At 65.7% G+C, this 15,727-nt stretch carries 20 protein-coding genes; 11 read left to right on the forward strand and 9 right to left on the reverse strand.

Going from position 1 to position 15,727, the window contains the following annotated elements; genetic code table 11:
• Positions 1–5: 5 nt before the first annotated feature.
• The 4 genes from K1T73_RS11210 to purC all read right to left on the reverse strand — a co-directional run bounded on the left by K1T73_RS11210 (position 6) and on the right by purC (position 3,561).
• Positions 6–1,766 (reverse strand): ATP-binding protein, encoded by a 1,761-nt coding sequence (locus K1T73_RS11210; RefSeq protein WP_220600788.1) that lies wholly within the window; start codon positions 1,764–1,766, stop codon positions 6–8.
• 70 nt (positions 1,767–1,836) lie between these two features.
• Positions 1,837–2,505, reverse strand: coding sequence for a phosphoribosylformylglycinamidine synthase subunit PurQ (gene purQ, locus K1T73_RS11215; protein ID WP_220600789.1), 669 nt, complete (start codon positions 2,503–2,505; stop codon positions 1,837–1,839).
• Positions 2,506–2,532: 27 nt separating this feature from the next.
• Complete coding sequence (gene purS, locus K1T73_RS11220) at positions 2,533–2,766, reverse strand: phosphoribosylformylglycinamidine synthase subunit PurS (protein ID WP_220600790.1); 234 nt, start codon at positions 2,764–2,766, stop codon at positions 2,533–2,535.
• A 33-nt stretch (positions 2,767–2,799) separates the two neighbouring features.
• Entirely contained in the window at positions 2,800–3,561 is a 762-nt protein-coding gene (purC, locus tag K1T73_RS11225; protein ID WP_220600791.1) for a phosphoribosylaminoimidazolesuccinocarboxamide synthase, read from the reverse strand.
• A gap of 159 nt (positions 3,562–3,720) precedes the next feature.
• Between purC and K1T73_RS11230 the strand changes: the two genes are divergently transcribed.
• The 4 genes from K1T73_RS11230 to K1T73_RS11245 all read left to right on the forward strand — a co-directional run bounded on the left by K1T73_RS11230 (position 3,721) and on the right by K1T73_RS11245 (position 5,835).
• Positions 3,721–4,038: a DUF1476 domain-containing protein gene (locus K1T73_RS11230; RefSeq protein WP_220600792.1), complete on the forward strand. Its 318-nt coding sequence runs from the start codon at positions 3,721–3,723 to the stop codon at positions 4,036–4,038.
• A 100-nt stretch (positions 4,039–4,138) separates the two neighbouring features.
• Positions 4,139–5,155, forward strand: a complete 1,017-nt coding sequence (bmt, locus tag K1T73_RS11235; protein WP_220600793.1) for a betaine--homocysteine S-methyltransferase — start codon at positions 4,139–4,141, stop codon at positions 5,153–5,155.
• 3 nt (positions 5,156–5,158) lie between these two features.
• The gene (locus K1T73_RS11240) at positions 5,159–5,419 is read left to right on the forward strand and encodes a hypothetical protein (RefSeq protein WP_220600794.1); all 261 of its coding nucleotides are present in this window, start codon (positions 5,159–5,161) and stop codon (positions 5,417–5,419) included.
• A 158-nt stretch (positions 5,420–5,577) separates the two neighbouring features.
• Positions 5,578–5,835 (forward strand): hypothetical protein, encoded by a 258-nt coding sequence (locus tag K1T73_RS11245; protein ID WP_220600795.1) that lies wholly within the window; start codon positions 5,578–5,580, stop codon positions 5,833–5,835.
• A 5-nt stretch (positions 5,836–5,840) separates the two neighbouring features.
• Here the strand turns inward: K1T73_RS11245 and K1T73_RS11250 are convergent, their stop codons facing one another.
• Positions 5,841–6,938, reverse strand: coding sequence for a PA0069 family radical SAM protein (locus tag K1T73_RS11250; RefSeq protein WP_220600796.1), 1,098 nt, complete (start codon positions 6,936–6,938; stop codon positions 5,841–5,843).
• Between the two features lie 210 nt (positions 6,939–7,148).
• On the opposite strand from K1T73_RS11250, the gene K1T73_RS11255 reads away from it, so the two are divergent.
• The 5 genes from K1T73_RS11255 (at position 7,149) to K1T73_RS11275 (ending at position 10,332) form a co-directional block, all read left to right on the forward strand.
• The gene (locus K1T73_RS11255; protein ID WP_220600797.1) at positions 7,149–7,853 is read left to right on the forward strand and encodes a B12-binding domain-containing protein; all 705 of its coding nucleotides are present in this window, start codon (positions 7,149–7,151) and stop codon (positions 7,851–7,853) included.
• A 131-nt stretch (positions 7,854–7,984) separates the two neighbouring features.
• Positions 7,985–8,200 (forward strand): hypothetical protein, encoded by a 216-nt coding sequence (locus K1T73_RS11260; RefSeq protein WP_220600798.1) that lies wholly within the window; start codon positions 7,985–7,987, stop codon positions 8,198–8,200.
• 1 nt (position 8,201) lies between these two features.
• Entirely contained in the window at positions 8,202–8,534 is a 333-nt protein-coding gene (locus K1T73_RS11265; protein ID WP_220600799.1) for a YbjQ family protein, read from the forward strand.
• An 83-nt stretch (positions 8,535–8,617) separates the two neighbouring features.
• Positions 8,618–9,577, forward strand: a complete 960-nt coding sequence (locus tag K1T73_RS11270; RefSeq protein WP_220600800.1) for a phosphatase PAP2 family protein — start codon at positions 8,618–8,620, stop codon at positions 9,575–9,577.
• Between the two features lie 104 nt (positions 9,578–9,681).
• Positions 9,682–10,332: a DUF1638 domain-containing protein gene (locus K1T73_RS11275; protein ID WP_220600801.1), complete on the forward strand. Its 651-nt coding sequence runs from the start codon at positions 9,682–9,684 to the stop codon at positions 10,330–10,332.
• Positions 10,333–10,356: 24 nt separating this feature from the next.
• Here the strand turns inward: K1T73_RS11275 and K1T73_RS11280 are convergent, their stop codons facing one another.
• On the reverse strand, positions 10,357–10,767 hold the full coding sequence (locus K1T73_RS11280) for a SufE family protein (RefSeq protein WP_220600802.1): 411 nt from the start codon (positions 10,765–10,767) through the stop codon (positions 10,357–10,359).
• 135 nt (positions 10,768–10,902) lie between these two features.
• On the opposite strand from K1T73_RS11280, the gene K1T73_RS11285 reads away from it, so the two are divergent.
• Both K1T73_RS11285 and K1T73_RS11290 read left to right on the forward strand, forming a co-directional pair.
• Positions 10,903–11,433 carry a hypothetical protein gene (locus tag K1T73_RS11285; RefSeq protein ID WP_220600803.1) on the forward strand — a complete coding sequence of 177 codons (531 nt, stop codon included), beginning with the start codon at positions 10,903–10,905 and terminating at the stop codon, positions 11,431–11,433.
• Positions 11,434–11,496: 63 nt separating this feature from the next.
• On the forward strand, positions 11,497–12,738 hold the full coding sequence (locus tag K1T73_RS11290; RefSeq protein WP_220600804.1) for a DUF2254 domain-containing protein: 1,242 nt from the start codon (positions 11,497–11,499) through the stop codon (positions 12,736–12,738).
• Positions 12,739–12,768: 30 nt separating this feature from the next.
• On the opposite strand, the gene rnd is transcribed toward K1T73_RS11290, so the two are convergent.
• The 3 genes from rnd to purM form a co-directional block, all read right to left on the reverse strand.
• Positions 12,769–13,926 (reverse strand): ribonuclease D, encoded by a 1,158-nt coding sequence (gene rnd, locus K1T73_RS11295; protein WP_220600805.1) that lies wholly within the window; start codon positions 13,924–13,926, stop codon positions 12,769–12,771.
• 119 nt (positions 13,927–14,045) lie between these two features.
• A complete protein-coding gene (purN, locus tag K1T73_RS11300; RefSeq protein ID WP_220600806.1) occupies positions 14,046–14,639 on the reverse strand; it encodes a phosphoribosylglycinamide formyltransferase in 594 nt (197 codons plus the stop codon).
• Complete coding sequence (gene purM / locus K1T73_RS11305; RefSeq protein ID WP_220600807.1) at positions 14,636–15,682, reverse strand: phosphoribosylformylglycinamidine cyclo-ligase; 1,047 nt, start codon at positions 15,680–15,682, stop codon at positions 14,636–14,638. Before purM ends, purN begins: the two co-directional genes overlap by 4 nt.
• Positions 15,683–15,727 lie beyond the last annotated feature (45 nt).

Genomic DNA, 15,727 nt, shown 5'->3' on the forward strand with positions numbered 1-15,727 from the left:
TTCTTTCACTCCGCTGCGCGCGCCTCTTCGGGCAAGATAGGCAGTTGCATCTCGAATACAGCCCCCCCGTCCGCGGCATTGCGGGCGGTGAGGCGTCCGCCAAGGTCGTTCACGATCCCCGAGGAAATGGCAAGACCCAGGCCCACGCCGTCGCCGGGCGCCTTCGTGGTGTAGAAGGGCTCGAAAAGATTGTCGATGTTTTGCAGCCCGTGCCCGTTGTCGCGCACCGTGAGCGTCGCGGTCTCGCCCGCGGCGAGGATGAGGTCTATCTCGGCCTCATCGACCCCCTGCGTGGCGTCCATGGCATTGCGCAAAAGGTTGATCATGACCTGTTCGATCCGCACCCGGTCGCCCATGACCATCACCGGATGATCGGGCAATGTCCGGGTGATCCGGACCTGCCGCTGGCGCAGTTGCGGCTCCATCATGGCGAGGGCGGAATTGAGCGATTCCCCAAGTTCCACGGGCGCGAGCTGCGTGCCCCCGTTGCGCGCATAGCTCTTGAGCTGCCGCGTGATGGCCCCCATCCGCTCGATCAGGTCGTCGATCCGCTGGAACGAGGAAAGCGCCTCCTCGGGGCGGTTGCGCTTGATCAGAAGGCGCGCGCCCGCGAGGTAGGTCTTCATCGCCGCCAGGGGCTGGTTCAACTCGTGGCTTACCGCCGCCGACATCTCGCCCAGCGCGGCCAGCTTCGAGCTTTGCGCGAGCGTCTGTTCCGCCACGGCGAGGTTCTCCTGCACTCTCTCGCGTTCGGCGATTTCCCGCTGGAGCCTTGCGTTCAATGCGCGAAGCTCTGCCGACTCGCGCTGAAAGATAGCCATGCGGACGGCCGTCTTCCTGTTGAGGAAATAGAAGGCCAGCGCCAGCAGGATCGCGAAGCCCATGATCTCGAGCGCGAGAAAGCCGTTCACCTTCTCGCGGACGCTGGCGTAATTGGTGAAACTCGCGATCCGCCAACCACGAAACGCGATCCGCCCCTCGACGCGCATCACCGCCTCGCCCTTGAGATAAGCATCCGCGGGAAGCGCGGTCCAGTCGGCGGTCGCCTGGATCGCGCGCTCGATTGCACCGATGGGGGTTTGCCGGGCAAGCGCCTCGGCCTCGGTCAGGCCGCGCCAGCGCGGTTCGGTCGACAGGATGATCGTGCCCGAGCTGTCCGTCACGAGCACCGCATCCGAGATCCCCGCCCAAGCGCGCTCGAACTTCCTCAGGTCGACCTCGACGACGATCACCCCGACAAGCGTGCCCTGGCTCTCGATACGGCGCGAATAGTAGAAATCGTAGCGCCCCGTTTCGCGTTGCAGAACCTTGAACACGGTATCCTTCGATCGCACCGCGTCCACGAAATAGGGCGCCTGCTTCTGCGTCTCGCCAAGCGAGTTGCGGTCGGTCGAGGCCACGATCCGCCCATCCCGATCCAGAAGAGTGAGCGAGGCCGCGCCGATCTCGTCGAGAAAGGAAATGAGCCGCTGCGTCGATTGCTGGTAATCGCCGGAATTCAGTGCCGCGATCAGCGCCGGATCGCGCGCCAGAAGTTGCGGCACGATGGCGTTTTGGCGAAGCTCGCTCAGAAGGTTGCCCGAATATAGAACCAGCCGCAATTCCGCGCGGTTGCGCGTCGTCTCGGTAAAGCGGTCGGTAAGAAGGCGGTTCGTCACGATGACCGTGGCGATGGCAAGCGCGGTCAGGATGACAAGAGCCATCCGCACCCGCCAGCCGGTCGTGCGCGTCCGTTTTCGGGTCGCCGGTTCGGTGTTCATCGCCATGGGCGCGATATTACAGCAATTTCACGGCGCGACGCGACCGATTTCGATCGGCCCGCCGGCAGAGCCTTGCCTATGCCTCCGCCAGCACATCGACCAGTCCGCGGAACATGGCCGCGCCGTCGGTACCGCCATGGGCGGGCTCGGCCATGCGTTCGGGATGGGGCATCATGCCCAGGATCCGGCGATTTTCCGACAGGATACCCGCGATGTCGTCTTTCGAGCCATTGGGGTTCTCGACATAGCGAAAGGCGATGCGATCCTCGCCCCTCAGCCGAGCAAGCGTATCGTCATCGGCATGGTAGTTGCCGTCGTGATGCGCGATCGGCACCGTGATGGTCGATCCCGCCTCGTATTCGCGCGTGAACGGGCTGTCCGATGTCTCGACTCTCAGATCGACGGGCTTGCAGATGTATTTCAGCGCCGCATTACGCAGGAGCACGCCCGGCAGCAGCCGCGTCTCGCAGAGAACCTGGAACCCGTTGCACACCCCCAGGACATAGCCCCCCCGCTCGCCATGCGCCTTCACCGTCCGGCAAATGGGAGAGTTGGCCGCGATCGCACCGCACCGCAGGTAGTCGCCGAAGGAAAACCCGCCGGGCACCGCCACAAGGTCCACGCCCTTCGGCAGGTCCGTGTCCTTGTGCCAGACCATCGAGACCTTGGCGCCCGCCTTCTCGAAGGCCACGGCAAGGTCGCGATCACAATTGGATCCGGGAAAAACGATGATGGCTGCATGCATGTCGATGGTCCCCGCCACGGGCCGGCCTCAGCCGGCCATCTCGATCTGGTAGCTTTCGATCACGGTATTGGCGAGCAGCTTCTCGCACATCTCGGCCACCTGAGCCTCGGTCGTGCCAGGTGCGAGGTCGAGCTCGATCACCTTGCCCTGCCGCACCGCTTCGACGCCCTCGAACCCGAGATTGCCCAAAGCGTGCCGCACCGCCTCGCCCTGCGGGTCGAGAACCCCCGATTTGAGCATCACCTGAACCCTTGCCTTCATCGGCCTACCCCCTCGACTGCGCGCGCACCGCGCTCAATTGATCAACGTGGGCTTCGCCATGGGCGTCGCCCCTTTCGGCAGCACGCCAAGGCGCTTGGCCACCTCGGTATAGGCATCCGTCAGGCTGCCCAGATCGCGACGGAACACGTCCTTGTCGAGCTTCTGACCCGTCTCGATGTCCCACAGACGGCAGGAATCCGGGCTGATCTCGTCGGCAACGATGAGGCGCATGAAGTCGCCGTCGTAGACGCGGCCGATCTCGATCTTGAAATCGACGAGCTTGATGCCCACCCCGTACATGACCCCCGACAGGAAATCGTTGACCCTGAGCGCGAGGCTCACGATGTCGTCCATGTCCTGCTGGCTGGCCCAGCCGAATGCGGCGATATGTTCCTCGCTGACCAGCGGATCGCCCAGCGCGTCGTCCTTCAGGCAGTATTCCACCACCGGCCGCGGAAGCTGCGTGCCCTCATCCATGCCAAGCCGCTTGGCCATCGACCCGGCGGCGAAGTTGCGCACGATGATCTCGAGCGGGATGATCTCGCAGGCGCGCACAAGCTGTTCGCGCATGTTGAGCCGCTTGAGGAAATGCGTGGGTACGCCGATGTTGCCGAGCCCGACCATGAAATACTCGCTCAGGATGTTGTTGAGAACGCCCTTGCCCTCGATCACATCCCTTTTCTGCGCGTTGAAGGCGGTCGCGTCGTCCTTGAAATACTGGACGATCGTCCCCGGCTCCGGCCCTTCGTAAAGGGTCTTGGCCTTGCCTTCGTAGATTTTCTTGCGCCGTGCCATGGGGACTCCGTCACCGGGCCCGGGGAATCTCCCGGGCGGTTTGGGCACTCCATAGTGCAAGGGGCCCGGTGCCGCAAGGTCGCTCGGGGCTTGTATCGCGGGGGCCGTGAGGGCATATCGTGATGCAACGAGACCCGTTTCAACAAGGGAGCCGACCCCGTGACAACCTTCGACGACCGCAAAGACGCATTCGAGAACAAGTATGCCCACGACCAGGAGATGCAGTTCCGCGCCGAAGCGCGCCGCAACAAGCTTCTGGGTCTCTGGGCCGCCGAGCTGATGGGCAAGACGGGCGAAGAGGCGGATGCCTATGCTCGCGAAGTGGTCAAATCCGATTTCGAAGAAGCCGGTCACGAGGATGTCGTGCGCAAGGTGGCAGGCGACCTGGGCGACCGCGCCGACCCCGACACGATCCGCGCCAAGATGACGGAACTCATGAACGTGGCGAAGGTCCAGCTCATGAAAGAGCAGGAATAACCACCGCCGATCGCCGCGCGGATCCCAAGATCGCTACGCGGGGCGGTTTTTCGGCGGCGCCACGGGGCACCGTCAATCCCAATCCGGTCAAGGCAGGTAGATGAGCAGCAGTTTTTCCGATTTTCTCGACGCGCGCGACTGGCTTCTGGCCGATGGCGCGACGGGGACGAACCTTTTCAACATGGGTCTGCAATCGGGTGACGCGCCCGAGCTCTGGAACGTCGATCACCCCGACCGCATCCGCAAGCTCTACCGGATGGCCGTTGACGCGGGCAGCGACGTGTTTCTCACCAACTCCTTTGGCGGCACCGCCGCCCGGCTCAAGCTGCACGGCGCCGAAAAGCGCGTGCGAGAGTTGTCGCGCGTGGCCGCCGAGCTTGGCCGCGAAGTGGCCGACAGATGCGACCGCACCGTGATGGTCGCGGGCTCCGTCGGGCCCACGGGCGAGATCATGGCGCCCATGGGCAACCTCACCCACGAGATCGCCGTCGAGATGTTTCACGAGCAGGCCGACGGGCTCAAGGAAGGCGGCGTCGATGTGGTGTGGGTCGAAACCATTTCGGCCCCCGAGGAATTCAAGGCCGCCGCCGAGGCGTTCCGGCTGGCCGACATGCCCTGGTGCGGCACGATGAGCTTCGACACCGCGGGGCGCACCATGATGGGCTTCACCTCCGCCGACCTGGCCGACCTTGTCGAGAAACTCGACCACAAACCCATTGCCTATGGCGCCAATTGCGGCGTGGGCGCCTCCGACCTCATGCGCACCGTGCTTGGCTTCGTGGCGCAGGGGTCGGAAAGGCCCATCATCGCCAAGGGCAATGCGGGGATCCCGAAATACGTCGATGGGCACATCCACTATGACGGCACGCCCGAACTCATGGCCGAATATGCCTGTCTGGCTCGCGATGCGGGCGCGCGCATCATCGGCGGCTGCTGCGGCACAATGCCCGAACATCTGTCCCGTATGCGCGAGGCGCTCGAGACGCGGCCCAAGGGCGATATTCCCGCGCTCGAGGAGATCGCGGCCAAGCTGGGCGCATTTTCCTCCGATGCCGACGGCACCGGCGACGACGAAAGCTCCGGTCGCCGCACTCGGCGTGGGCGCCGCCGCGGCTGACGGGTGCGGCGCGCGCTGTTCATCCTGCTGATCTGTCTCGGGGTCGCGGCATTGTGTCTGTGGGCGATCGGCTATATCTACATCCATGCGCTCGCCTGCGGCTTCGCCGATACCGGGCAAGGCGCCTGCCGCATCAGGATGCCGTGGGAACTCGTGGAAAGCGACCGTCCCATGATGGTCTACACGCCCCTCTCCGTGACGCTCGCCATCTTCGGCGCCGCCTTCCTCGTCCGGCCCCGCGCCAAGGGTACCGACACGCGCTGAGCGGTGGCGCTCAAGGCGGCGGACGCTCCGTGACTGCGCGATCTTCACTGCCGGCGGGCGCGTTATCGCCGACCGCTCGTGCCGCTTACGCGCACCGATTGCATTCGCCGCGGGACTTTGCGAATTGCGCGACACCCGCCGCCCTGACGAGATGCCCGATGCCCACCACCCCCCGTGCCAAATTCCACCGGTTCCTGTGGTGGGTCTGTGCCCTCTACCTGGCCCTCTGGGCCCTGCTCTACTACCACGCCGGGCCGCCCGGCTGTGGCTCAGTGAACCGCGTCGAGATCTGCTCCCGCCTGCAGATGCCCTGGGAATTCGGTGGCGAAGATTTCTCGATCTTCGTGGGCTTCCCGGCCATCGTGTTCCTCCTTCTGGCCGGGTTTACCCTGATGATGCGTCCGTCGAAGCGCTAGAACGCTCATTCTGCCGTCCTGAACAGCTCCATCTGGTCGCTCGGCCGCGGCGGCACACGGAACAGGTCGGTTCTCAGCGGTGGCAAGCGTTCCTCGAGGCCGAGCCGCCGGCGCGCGACATCGAACCGCGCGGCGATCACGTGCGCATAGGGCCCCGTCCCGCGCATCCGGCGACCCCATTCGGCGTCGTATGTCTTGCCGCCATGCATGTCCCGCACGTGGCCCATCACCCGCGCCGCCCGGTCGGGCACATGGGTGGCCAGCCACTCCTGGAAGAGTTCCGACACCTCGCGCGGCAAGCGCAGCATGATCCAGCTGGCCGATGTCGCTCCCGCGTCGCGCCCCGCCTCGAGCATCCGCTCCAGCTCGTGATCGGTAAGCCCCGGCACGAGCGGCGACGTCATCACCCGCACCGGGATACCCGCCGCGCTCAGCCGCGCGATGACGGCCAGCCGCCGCGCCGGCGCCGGTGCACGCGGCTCCATGCTGCGCGACAGCTTCGCATCGAGTGTCGTCAGCGAAATGCCGACCCGCGCCAACCCGCGCGCGGCCATACGTCCCAGGATGTCGATATCCCGCTCGATCAGCGCCCCCTTGGTCACGATCGCAACCGGGTGGCCATGCGCCTCCAGCACTTCGAGACAGCCGCGCGTGACCCGGTGCTCGCTCTCGATCGGCTGGTAGGGATCGGTGTTCGTTCCCATGGCGATGGTGGCCACCCGATACGACCGCGCCGACAGCTCACGCGCCAGCACCTTGGGCGCCTCGGGCCGCGCGATAAGCCGCGTCTCGAAATCGAGACCCGGCGAGAGGCCGAGCCATGCATGAGAGGGCCGCGCGAAACAGTAGACGCACCCGTGCTCGCAACCCCGGTAGGGATTGATCGACCGGTCGAAAGGCAGATCCGGCGAACGGTTATAGGTGATGACGCTGCGCGGCCGCTCGATCCGTGTCTCGGTGCGCAGGATGGCGGTGTCATCCTCCGCCGCCTCCCAGCCATCGCTCTCGTAACGGCGCGCCAGCCGCTCGAACCGCCCCGCCGCGTTGCTGACGGCGCCGCGACCTTTCGGCACGCTTTTCGGATCGACGGTACTCCCTGACATGATCGAATTCTGGAACAAAACAAGAACACATGCAATAACCGCATTATAATCATGCAGATTTACCATGTTGCCGCAGCCGTTTTGCAGGTGACAGGTCGCACCCATTCCGCCAAGTGTCGGTAATCGAACAGTCGCCACCCGACAAATCGCCGAAAGGTGGCGCCAGACCGTCTCGCGCGCCCTGCGCCCCAGAATCAGGAAGTGACCGCCATGTCAGACGAAGAAGACGACATCATCCTGTCGGAACTGGACGACGAAGAGCTTGTCCAGCAGATGTTCGACGACCTCTACGACGGTCTCAAGGAAGAGATCGAAGAAGGCGTGAACATCCTGCTCGAACGCGGCTGGGCCCCCTACGACATCCTGACGAAGGCCTTGGTCGGCGGCATGACCATCGTGGGCAAGGACTTCCGCGACGGCATCCTCTTCGTGCCCGAGGTGCTGCTGGCCGCCAACGCGATGAAGGGCGGCATGGCCATCCTCAAGCCGCTCCTGGCCGAGACCGGCGCGCCCCGCGTGGGCAAGATGGTCATCGGCACGGTCAAGGGCGACATCCACGACATCGGCAAGAACCTTGTTTCCATGATGATGGAAGGCGCGGGTTTCGAGGTTGTGGATCTCGGAATCAACAACCCTGTCGAGAACTACCTCGAGGCGCTCGAAACGGAAGGCCCGGACATTCTCGGCATGTCGGCGCTCCTCACCACGACGATGCCCTACATGAAGGTCGTGATCGACACGATGGTCGAGAAAGGCATCCGCGACGACTATATCGTGCTGGTGGGTGGCGCCCCCCTGAACGAGGAATTCGGTAAGGCCATCGGCGCCGATGCCTATTGTCGCGACGCGGCCGTGGCGGTCGAGACGGCCAAGGAGTTCGTGGGCCGCAAGCACAATCAGGGCGCCACCGGGTAGCGTGGTACCCGGCGCAACCGCGTAGCAGCGCCATCCTTGTTGCCGGGCAGCGAAGGTCGCACCCCGCCGTTCCACGGCGGGGTTCTCTCTGGCGTCCTCCGTCGTTAGGCTAATGCCGGAAGGGAGCGTCTATGCCGCTTGACCGTATCGTTCTGATCATCGTCTGTGTCACCGCCGCCGCCGGCGCGACCGTCTGGCTGGCAACGCTTCTCATTGCGGCGATCGAGCTTCCATTCGGCTGGGTCGTGCTGATCCCCGCCGCGCTGGTGGGCTATGTCGTGTTCCGCGTGATCGCGGAACGCGTGGGCAACGCCGAGGAAGATCATTACGACAACATGGACCACTGAGATGCTCATCACCACGACCCCGGACATCGCCGGGCACACGATCACGGAAACCCTCGGTCTCGCGCGCGGCTCGACCGTGCGGGCCAAGCATATCGGCACCGATATCGTGGCCTCGCTCAAGAACCTCGTCGGCGGCGAGGTCCGGGGCTATTCCTCGCTCATGGCCGGCGCGCGCGAACAGGCGCTCGACCGGATGATCGAGGATGCGCGCCGCATGGGGGCCGATGCCGTGGTCGCCATCCGCATCGAAACCGCAACCATTGCCCAGGGGGCCTCCGAGATCGTCGCCTACGGCACCGCGGTCCGCCTGGATCCTCCCCTCCCGGGGCGCTGACCGGCCCCGGCATTGCCGCATTTGGTCCCGATTTTCTCCATCATGGCGCGTTAGAGACGTCCGCGAACCGGGCGAGACGCAACATGATCCTGACCATAACAAGCAGACGGCTCTACCTCTGGGCTCTTGCCCTTGTGGCGGTGAACGGCACGTTTATCCTGGTGACCGGGGCGCAGGTCGATACGTCCGCCCTGCCCCGCCGCCTCGGGCTCGCGGCGCTCTACGGCGTGCTCTTCGCGGGCTTCTGCCATCTGTCGCGCAATCCGCGGCACGCGGGCCGCTACATGGTCGCGATGCCGCGGCACGTGCTCGAATTCGTGTTCTTCATGACGCTCTTCGCCTTCAACCTGCAGTTCCTGAACTATCTCAGCATGGACCTGCTCGCGGCGCTTCCGCTTCAGGACGATTTCCTGCACGGGATGGACCTTTGGCTGGGGATCGACTGGATGGCCTATTTCGAATGGGTCCACGCACGCCCCCGGCTCATCTCCGTCATGGAATGGTGCTACAATCAGCTCGCGCCGGTGAGCTTCGCGGCGATGATCTATCTCATCGTGGCGAACCGGGTGCGCCGCGCGCGGCTCCTGCTCGAGACGATGATGATCACCGCGGTCTTCTGCATCTCGGTCGGCGCCTTCTTCCCCGCCGAGGCGGCCGTGCAGGTGCTCGTCGCCGAGCCCGAGCGCTACACGAATTTCGCGACCGTTCCGGGGATCTATCACCTCGCCGATCTCGCGATGCTGCGCGATCCCACGACTCCGACCGTCGTGGCCTTCGAGGGGATGCAGGGGCTCGTGACCTTCCCGTCCTATCACACCGCGTCCGGCATCCTGCTTTGCGTGTTCCTTTGGCGGACATGGGCTTTCCTGCCCTCCCTCGCCTATTCCACGCTGATGATCGCGGCCTCCCCCATCTTCGGTGGCCATTACATCGTCGACCAGATCGCGGGCGCGCTCGTCGCGCTGGCCTTCGCGGCGCTCTTCCTGCGGATCGAGGGGCGGGTGCCGCGCGGGGAGCGCAACGCACTCCCGGCCACTGCCTGACCTTCGAAGTCGCATCCCGTCGAGCGGGTGCCGCGCATCCGCTCGCATCCCCGTCGATCTTCGCGTAGGAAAGTCGCGACAGGAACCCGCGCTGCAAGGCCGCCATGACCGATCCGCTTCCCCCCGACCGCACGCTCACCGAGCAGGGCCTCGCCCCGCGCGGCCAAGGGCGGCTTCTGCTCATTGCCTGCGGTGCACTCGCGCGCGAGATCATGGCGCTCAAGCGCATGAACGGCTGGGATCACATGGATCTCCAATGCCTGCCCGCCAAGCTTCATCTGCACCCCGACCGGATTCCCGACGCGGTCGAGGCCGAGGTCACGCGCCATCGCGACAGCTATGACGACATCTTCGTGGTCTACGCTGATTGCGGCACCGGCGGCCTTCTCGCCGCACGCTGCGCCGCGCTTGGTGTCGAGATGGTCGAAGGCCCGCATTGCTACTCGTTCTTCGAGGGAAACGAAGCGTTCGCGACCCACGAGGACGAGATCACGGCGTTCTACCTCACCGACTTCCTCGTGAAGCAGTTCGACGCCTTCGTATGGAAGCCGATGGGTCTCGACCGCCATCCCGAATTGCGCGACATGATCTTCGGTCATTACACGAAGCTTGTCTTCCAGGACCAGGCAGGCGATCCGGCGCTTCTCGAGAAGGCCCGCGACTGTGCCCGCCGCCTCGGCCTCGACTTCGAACACCGCCGCACCGGCTATGGCGACCTCGAAGTCGCCCTTCGCCGGAAATCGGGCACGAACTGATTCCTTGCGCCCAACCGGGAAGCGTCACCCGGCCGCGGCGGCCACCTGCCGGATCCGCTCGACCATCGCGCGAAGCCCGTTCGAGCGCTGCGACGACAGATGCTCGTCGAGCCCGAGCCGCGCCAGTTCCCGGCCCGCGTCCACCCGCGGCACCTCGTCCACCGGCAACCCGTCGTAGAGCCTGCGCAGCACCGCGATCAGGCCGCGCACGATCATCGCGTCGCTGTCGCCCTCGAAATGGAATCGCCCGGCCTCGATCCTCGGGTGAAGCCATACCTGGCTCGCGCAGCCCTCGACCTTGGTTGCAGGCACTTTCAGGGCCTCGTCCAGCGGATCCATCGCCCGCCCTTCCTCGATCACGAGGCGATAGCGTTCCTCCCACTCCTCGAGAAATTCGAAATCCTCGACCAGCTCCTCGAATGCTGCCTGCGCCATGCGTCTCTTCCTCCTCTGGTGAACGACCTAAGGCGCAGCCCCGCAAAGGTCCAGCCCCCGCTTGCGCCGCATTCCGATGCGTCCTACTGTGCGGCGCAAGAACCGCCCGGCGGCACAACAACGACAAGGCTCGACATGCGCATCATCGTGGCACTAATGGTGGTCTCCTCGCTCACGCTCGCCGGCTGCGCGGGCTGGCGCGACAGCCGCGTCAATCCCGGCAACTGGTTCGGTGGCGGCGCGCCCAAACGCGCCGCTCAGCCGACCACCTCCACCGCCGCGTCGAACCCGCTCATTCCCGATCAGAGCGGCAGCATCTTCCGCCGCAAATCGGCCGTCGAGGTATACGAGGGGACGCCCATCCACTCCGTCACCAGTCTCGCGCTCGAGCCCAGCTCCGGCGGCGCGATCCTGCGCGTGACCGGCGTGCCTCTCCGGCAGGGCGCCTTCGATGTCCGCCTCACCCCGGTCTCGGGCCGGATCGACCAGCCGGTCAACGGCGTCCTCGCCTATCGCCTCGAGGCGATCCAGCCCACGACGACGCCGCAAGGCCCCGAACGGACCCGCCGCGTCCACGCGGGCCGCTTCCTGACCGACGAGACGCTGCGCGACGTGCGCGTGATCAGCGTGCGTGGCGCGGGCAACGTCATCACCACCCGTCGTTGACGGTGGACCCGATCCCCACCACGCCGCGGTCCCGCACCGGCCACCTTTCATGCGGCGGCTCCCATGGGTGACTTCTTCCGCATGCCCGTCGCCATCTTGCGGCGCTACTACCGAAAGCTCTGGGTGCGCGTGTCGCTCTACGCGCTCCTTTCGCTGATCGTCGCCGTCATCGAGCCGATCATCGCGCGCTGGATCGACATCGACGCCGCCCCAAAGATCGAATCCGGCGCGGTCATGTCGGTTCTCTCTATCCTCGCCTCCTCGATGCTCGCGGTCTCGACCTTCTCGCTCAACGTCATGGTGACCGCGCATCGTGGCGCTGCGCAGAATCAGACGCCGCGCATCCATCGCCTTCTGCTCGAGGACACGACCACGCAATCGGTCCTTGCCTCCTTCATCGGCGCCTTCGTCTATTCGCTCACCACGATAATCCTGATCCAGTCGGGGCTCTACGCGGACAATTCGACCTTCATCACGATGTGCGTGACCGTTCTCGTGGTGGTGCTCGTGATCGCGGCGATGCTGCGCTGGATCGACCACCTGAGCAAACTTGGCAGCCTCGATGACAGCATGCGCAATGTCCACGATCTGGCGCAGGACGGGCTTTGTGCCTTCGCCCGCACGCCGGCTCTCGGGGGCAACCCCATCACTTCCGATACGGTGCTCCCCGAGACGCTCACCGACGTCCGCGCGCCCGGCTCGGGCTACATGCAACTCATTGATGCGCCGGGGCTCGAAGAAGCGCTGTCAGGCGGCTCCTGCATCTACGTCACGCTGAGCCCGGGCTCGCCGGTCCTTCGCGGCCAGCCCATCGCGCAGGTCTCGGGCCATGTGAGCGACGAGGATCTCGAAACCCTCGCCCGCTGCTTCGTGATCGGCGACATGCGCACCTACGAACAGGACCCGGCCTTCGGCCTCAGCGTTCTGTCGGAAATCTCCTCGCGGGCACTTTCGCCGGGGATCAACGATCCCGGCACGGCGATCGAGGCGGTGACACGGCTCGAATCCCTCCTTTGGGAATACGCGCAGGAAACCGGGGACGATGACGGGGTAGATTATCCGCATGTATTCATCGCCGTGCCCAGCGCGCATGATCTCATGGACGCGGCCTTCGCCGGCACCGCCCGCGACGGAGCCGCGATGATCGAGGTGGCCACTCACCTGCGCGGCGCGCTCAAGCGGCTTGCCATGTCGCCCGATGAGCGCGTGAACGAGGCCGCTGTCGCCATGTCCCGCCTCGCCCATCTCCATGCCGAGAAGGCCCTGCCGCTCGACGCCGAGCGCAAGCGTCTCGAGAACGTCTGAGCCGGCCGCCGGCGGGCCCGGCAACCGCGATCAGAGCGCCACGGCCTCGATGCGGTTCCCGGCCACCCGCAAGCCGATCCTGCCCTCGCAAAGCTTCAGTGCATCGCGTCCGAACACCTCGGCGCGCCAGCCGGTCAGGGCAGGCACGTCGCGCTTGCCCGCGGCGATCTCGTCAAGCTCCGATGACGTGGCGATCAGCTTCGTGGCCACGCCGAATTCCTCGGACTTTCCCTTCAGCAGGACCCGCAGCATGTCCGCCACCGCCGGATTGACGTTCAGCTTGCCATCGGCGCCGTTCTTCGACGGCAGTTCCTCCGGCGGGCACTCGAGCCCACGCTTCACGGCGTCAAGGATGCCCTGCGCGACATCTCCCTTGCGCGCCTCGCGCAGGAGAAGCCGCGAGCGTCCCAGATCCTCGGTGGTCGTCGGCTTGGTCGCCGCCAGTTCCAGAAGCGCGTCGTCCTTGAACACGCGGTTGCGGGGGACGTCGCGGGCCTGTGCGTATTCCTCGCGAAACCGCGCGAGTTCGCGCACGATGGCCAGGTATCTCCCCGACGTGTTCCGCGTCTTGATCCGCTCCCACGCGTCCTCGGGCCGCGTGATATAGGTCTCGGGCTCCATCAGGGTCGCCAGTTCCTCCTTGACCCAGGCATCCCGGCCCGTCTTCTCGAGTTCGGCGGCGAGGTATTCGTAGATCCGCCGCAGATGCGTCACGTCGCCCAGCGCATATTTCTTCTGTGCCTCGCTCAGCGGCCGGCGCGACCAGTCGGTGAATCGCGACGACTTGTCGAGGCTCTCGCGCGCGATCCGCCGCACCAGCGTCTCGTAGCCGGCCTGTTCGCCAAAGCCGCAGACCATCGCGGCGATCTGCGTGTCGAAAAGCGGCGCGGGAATGACCCCCTCTTCGACATAGAAGATCTCCAGATCCTGCCGCGCGGCATGAAAGACCTTCACGACACCCTGGTCGCGGAACAGTTCGTACAGCGGATCGAGTGACAGCCCCTTCGCCAGCGGATCGACCAGAACGGCCCCCTCGTCGTCCTTGCCCGGCATGGCAAGCTGCACCAGGCAGAGCCTGGAGTAATACGTCCGCTCGCGCAGGAATTCGGTATCGACGGTGACGTAGGGATGGCGCTGCGCCTCGGTGCAGAAGGCGGCAAGTTCTTCGGTCGTGGTGATGGTTTTCATGAAAGCTCGCGATTGCGGAATCCGGGGCGCCGGGGGCCGTGGCCCCGTATAGGGAAGACAGCGGGAATTGCAAGAAATGCCCGAAACTTCGCGGCGAGGACGTCAGGCCGCTCTCGCCTTCACTCCAGGAAGATCGGTGTCTTTTCCCCTTCCGCGAACCGGCGCAACACCTTCGGGTAAAGCACATGCTCCTGCCGGAGAACCCGGGCCGCCAGCGTCTCGGGCGTGTCGCCCGGCTTGACCGGCACGCGCGCCTGGCCAAGGATCGGCCCTGCGTCAAGCTCGGCCGTCACCTCGTGCACGGTGCACCCCGCCTCCGCGTCGCCCGCCTCGAGCGCGCGGGCATGGGTATCGAGGCCCGGGTATTTCGGCAGGAGCGACGGGTGGATATTCAGCATCTTCCCGTCCCAGCGCGCGACGAACCAATCCTCGAGGATGCGCATGAACCCCGCAAGACAGACGATGTCAGGCTCGGCCTGCTCCAGCCGCTCGTGCAAGGCCTGCTCGAACGCGGTGCGGTCGCCGTGGAACTTGCGGTGATCGACCACTGCTGTCTCGACCTCCCGCGCCTCGGCCTTCGCGAGCCCCCCGGCACCGGGAACGTTCGAAAGGACGAGAACCGGACGCGCCGGATGGTCGCCCTCCATGCTGTCGAGAAGCGCCTCCATGTTCGAGCCGCCGCCCGAAATGAGTATCGCCACCCGTTTCGTCACCGAAGCGCACCCTCGTAGGCGACGCCGGTGCCCTCGACCACCTCGCCCAGCCTGACGACCCGCTCGCCTGCCTCTTCCAGAAGCGCGGTGAGCGGCCCGGCACGGTCCGCTTCGACCACGAGGATCATGCCGATTCCGCAGTTGAACGTCTTGAGCATTTCCGCGGCATCCATGCCGCCCTGTTCCCGCAGCCAGGCAAAGACCCCCGGCAACTCCCAGGCGGACAGGTCGATCCGCGCGCCGAGCCCCTTTGGCAGGACACGCGGCAGGTTCTCGGTCAGGCCCCCGCCGGTGATATGCGCGAGCGCATGAACGCCACCCGCGCGCACCGCTGCAAGCGCCTGCGTCACGTAAAGCCGCGTCGGCGTCAGGAGCGCCTCGCCAAGGCTGCCCTCGCCCCAGGGGCAGGCGGCGTCCCAGCCGAGGCCCGACATCTCGACGATCTTCCGCACGAGGCTGAAGCCATTCGAATGCACCCCGTCGCTCGCGAGACCCAGCAAGATGTCCCCCTTGCCCACGCCCGCAGGCAGCGCCGCACCGCGTTCCATCGCGCCCACTGCGAAGCCGGCGAGGTCGAAATCGCCCTCGGGATACATCCCCGGCATCTCGGCCGTCTCACCGCCGATCAACGCACAACCGGAGCGCACGCAGCCCTCCGCGATGCCTTCGATGATCCGCGCGGCGGTCTCGGTCTCGAGCCGCCCGGTGGCGAAATAGTCGAGGAAGAAAAGCGGCTCGGCCCCCTGGCAGACGAGGTCGTTGACGCACATCGCCACGAGGTCGATTCCCACGCCCTCCACGTGACCCGTGTCGATCGCGATGCGCAGCTTCGTGCCCACCCCGTCCGTCGCCGCCACCAGCACAGGGTCCGCGTATCCGGCCGCCTTCAGGTCGAAAAGCGCGCCGAACCCGCCGAGGCCGGACATGACGCCGGGCCGGTCCGTCCGCTTCGCAGCGGGTTTGATCCGGTCGACTAGCGCGTTGCCCGCGTCGATGTCGACACCCGCATCCGCATAGGTGATGCCGTTCTTCTTCTGGCTCATGCGAGGCCCCCTCTCTGACGCAGATCGCCCCTACCCGATAGACCG

The sequence above is a fragment of the Roseovarius sp. SCSIO 43702 genome (assembly GCF_019599045.1).
Lineage (GTDB): Bacteria > Pseudomonadota > Alphaproteobacteria > Rhodobacterales > Rhodobacteraceae > Roseovarius.

Excerpts from the sequence above, each read along its gene's own strand:
- purC (WP_220600791.1), bottom strand. The coding sequence starts at position 3,561 with ATGGCACGGCGCAAGAAAATCTACGAAGGCAAGGCCAAGACCCTTTAC.
- K1T73_RS11290 (WP_220600804.1), top strand. The coding sequence starts at position 11,497 with ATGGGTGACTTCTTCCGCATGCCCGTCGCCATCTTGCGGCGCTACTAC.
- purQ (WP_220600789.1), bottom strand. The coding sequence starts at position 2,505 with ATGCATGCAGCCATCATCGTTTTTCCCGGATCCAATTGTGATCGCGAC.
- K1T73_RS11250 (WP_220600796.1), bottom strand. The coding sequence starts at position 6,938 with ATGTCAGGGAGTACCGTCGATCCGAAAAGCGTGCCGAAAGGTCGCGGC.
- purM (WP_220600807.1), bottom strand. The coding sequence starts at position 15,682 with ATGAGCCAGAAGAAGAACGGCATCACCTATGCGGATGCGGGTGTCGAC.
- K1T73_RS11285 (WP_220600803.1), top strand. The coding sequence starts at position 10,903 with ATGCGCATCATCGTGGCACTAATGGTGGTCTCCTCGCTCACGCTCGCC.
- K1T73_RS11280 (WP_220600802.1), bottom strand. The coding sequence starts at position 10,767 with ATGGCGCAGGCAGCATTCGAGGAGCTGGTCGAGGATTTCGAATTTCTC.
- rnd (WP_220600805.1), bottom strand. The coding sequence starts at position 13,926 with ATGAAAACCATCACCACGACCGAAGAACTTGCCGCCTTCTGCACCGAG.
- K1T73_RS11255 (WP_220600797.1), top strand. The coding sequence starts at position 7,149 with ATGTCAGACGAAGAAGACGACATCATCCTGTCGGAACTGGACGACGAA.
- purS (WP_220600790.1), bottom strand. The coding sequence starts at position 2,766 with ATGAAGGCAAGGGTTCAGGTGATGCTCAAATCGGGGGTTCTCGACCCG.
- bmt (WP_220600793.1), top strand. The coding sequence starts at position 4,139 with ATGAGCAGCAGTTTTTCCGATTTTCTCGACGCGCGCGACTGGCTTCTG.
- K1T73_RS11245 (WP_220600795.1), top strand. The coding sequence starts at position 5,578 with ATGCCCACCACCCCCCGTGCCAAATTCCACCGGTTCCTGTGGTGGGTC.
- K1T73_RS11210 (WP_220600788.1), bottom strand. The coding sequence starts at position 1,766 with ATGGCGATGAACACCGAACCGGCGACCCGAAAACGGACGCGCACGACC.
- K1T73_RS11270 (WP_220600800.1), top strand. The coding sequence starts at position 8,618 with ATGATCCTGACCATAACAAGCAGACGGCTCTACCTCTGGGCTCTTGCC.
- K1T73_RS11260 (WP_220600798.1), top strand. The coding sequence starts at position 7,985 with ATGCCGCTTGACCGTATCGTTCTGATCATCGTCTGTGTCACCGCCGCC.
- K1T73_RS11275 (WP_220600801.1), top strand. The coding sequence starts at position 9,682 with ATGACCGATCCGCTTCCCCCCGACCGCACGCTCACCGAGCAGGGCCTC.
- K1T73_RS11265 (WP_220600799.1), top strand. The coding sequence starts at position 8,202 with ATGCTCATCACCACGACCCCGGACATCGCCGGGCACACGATCACGGAA.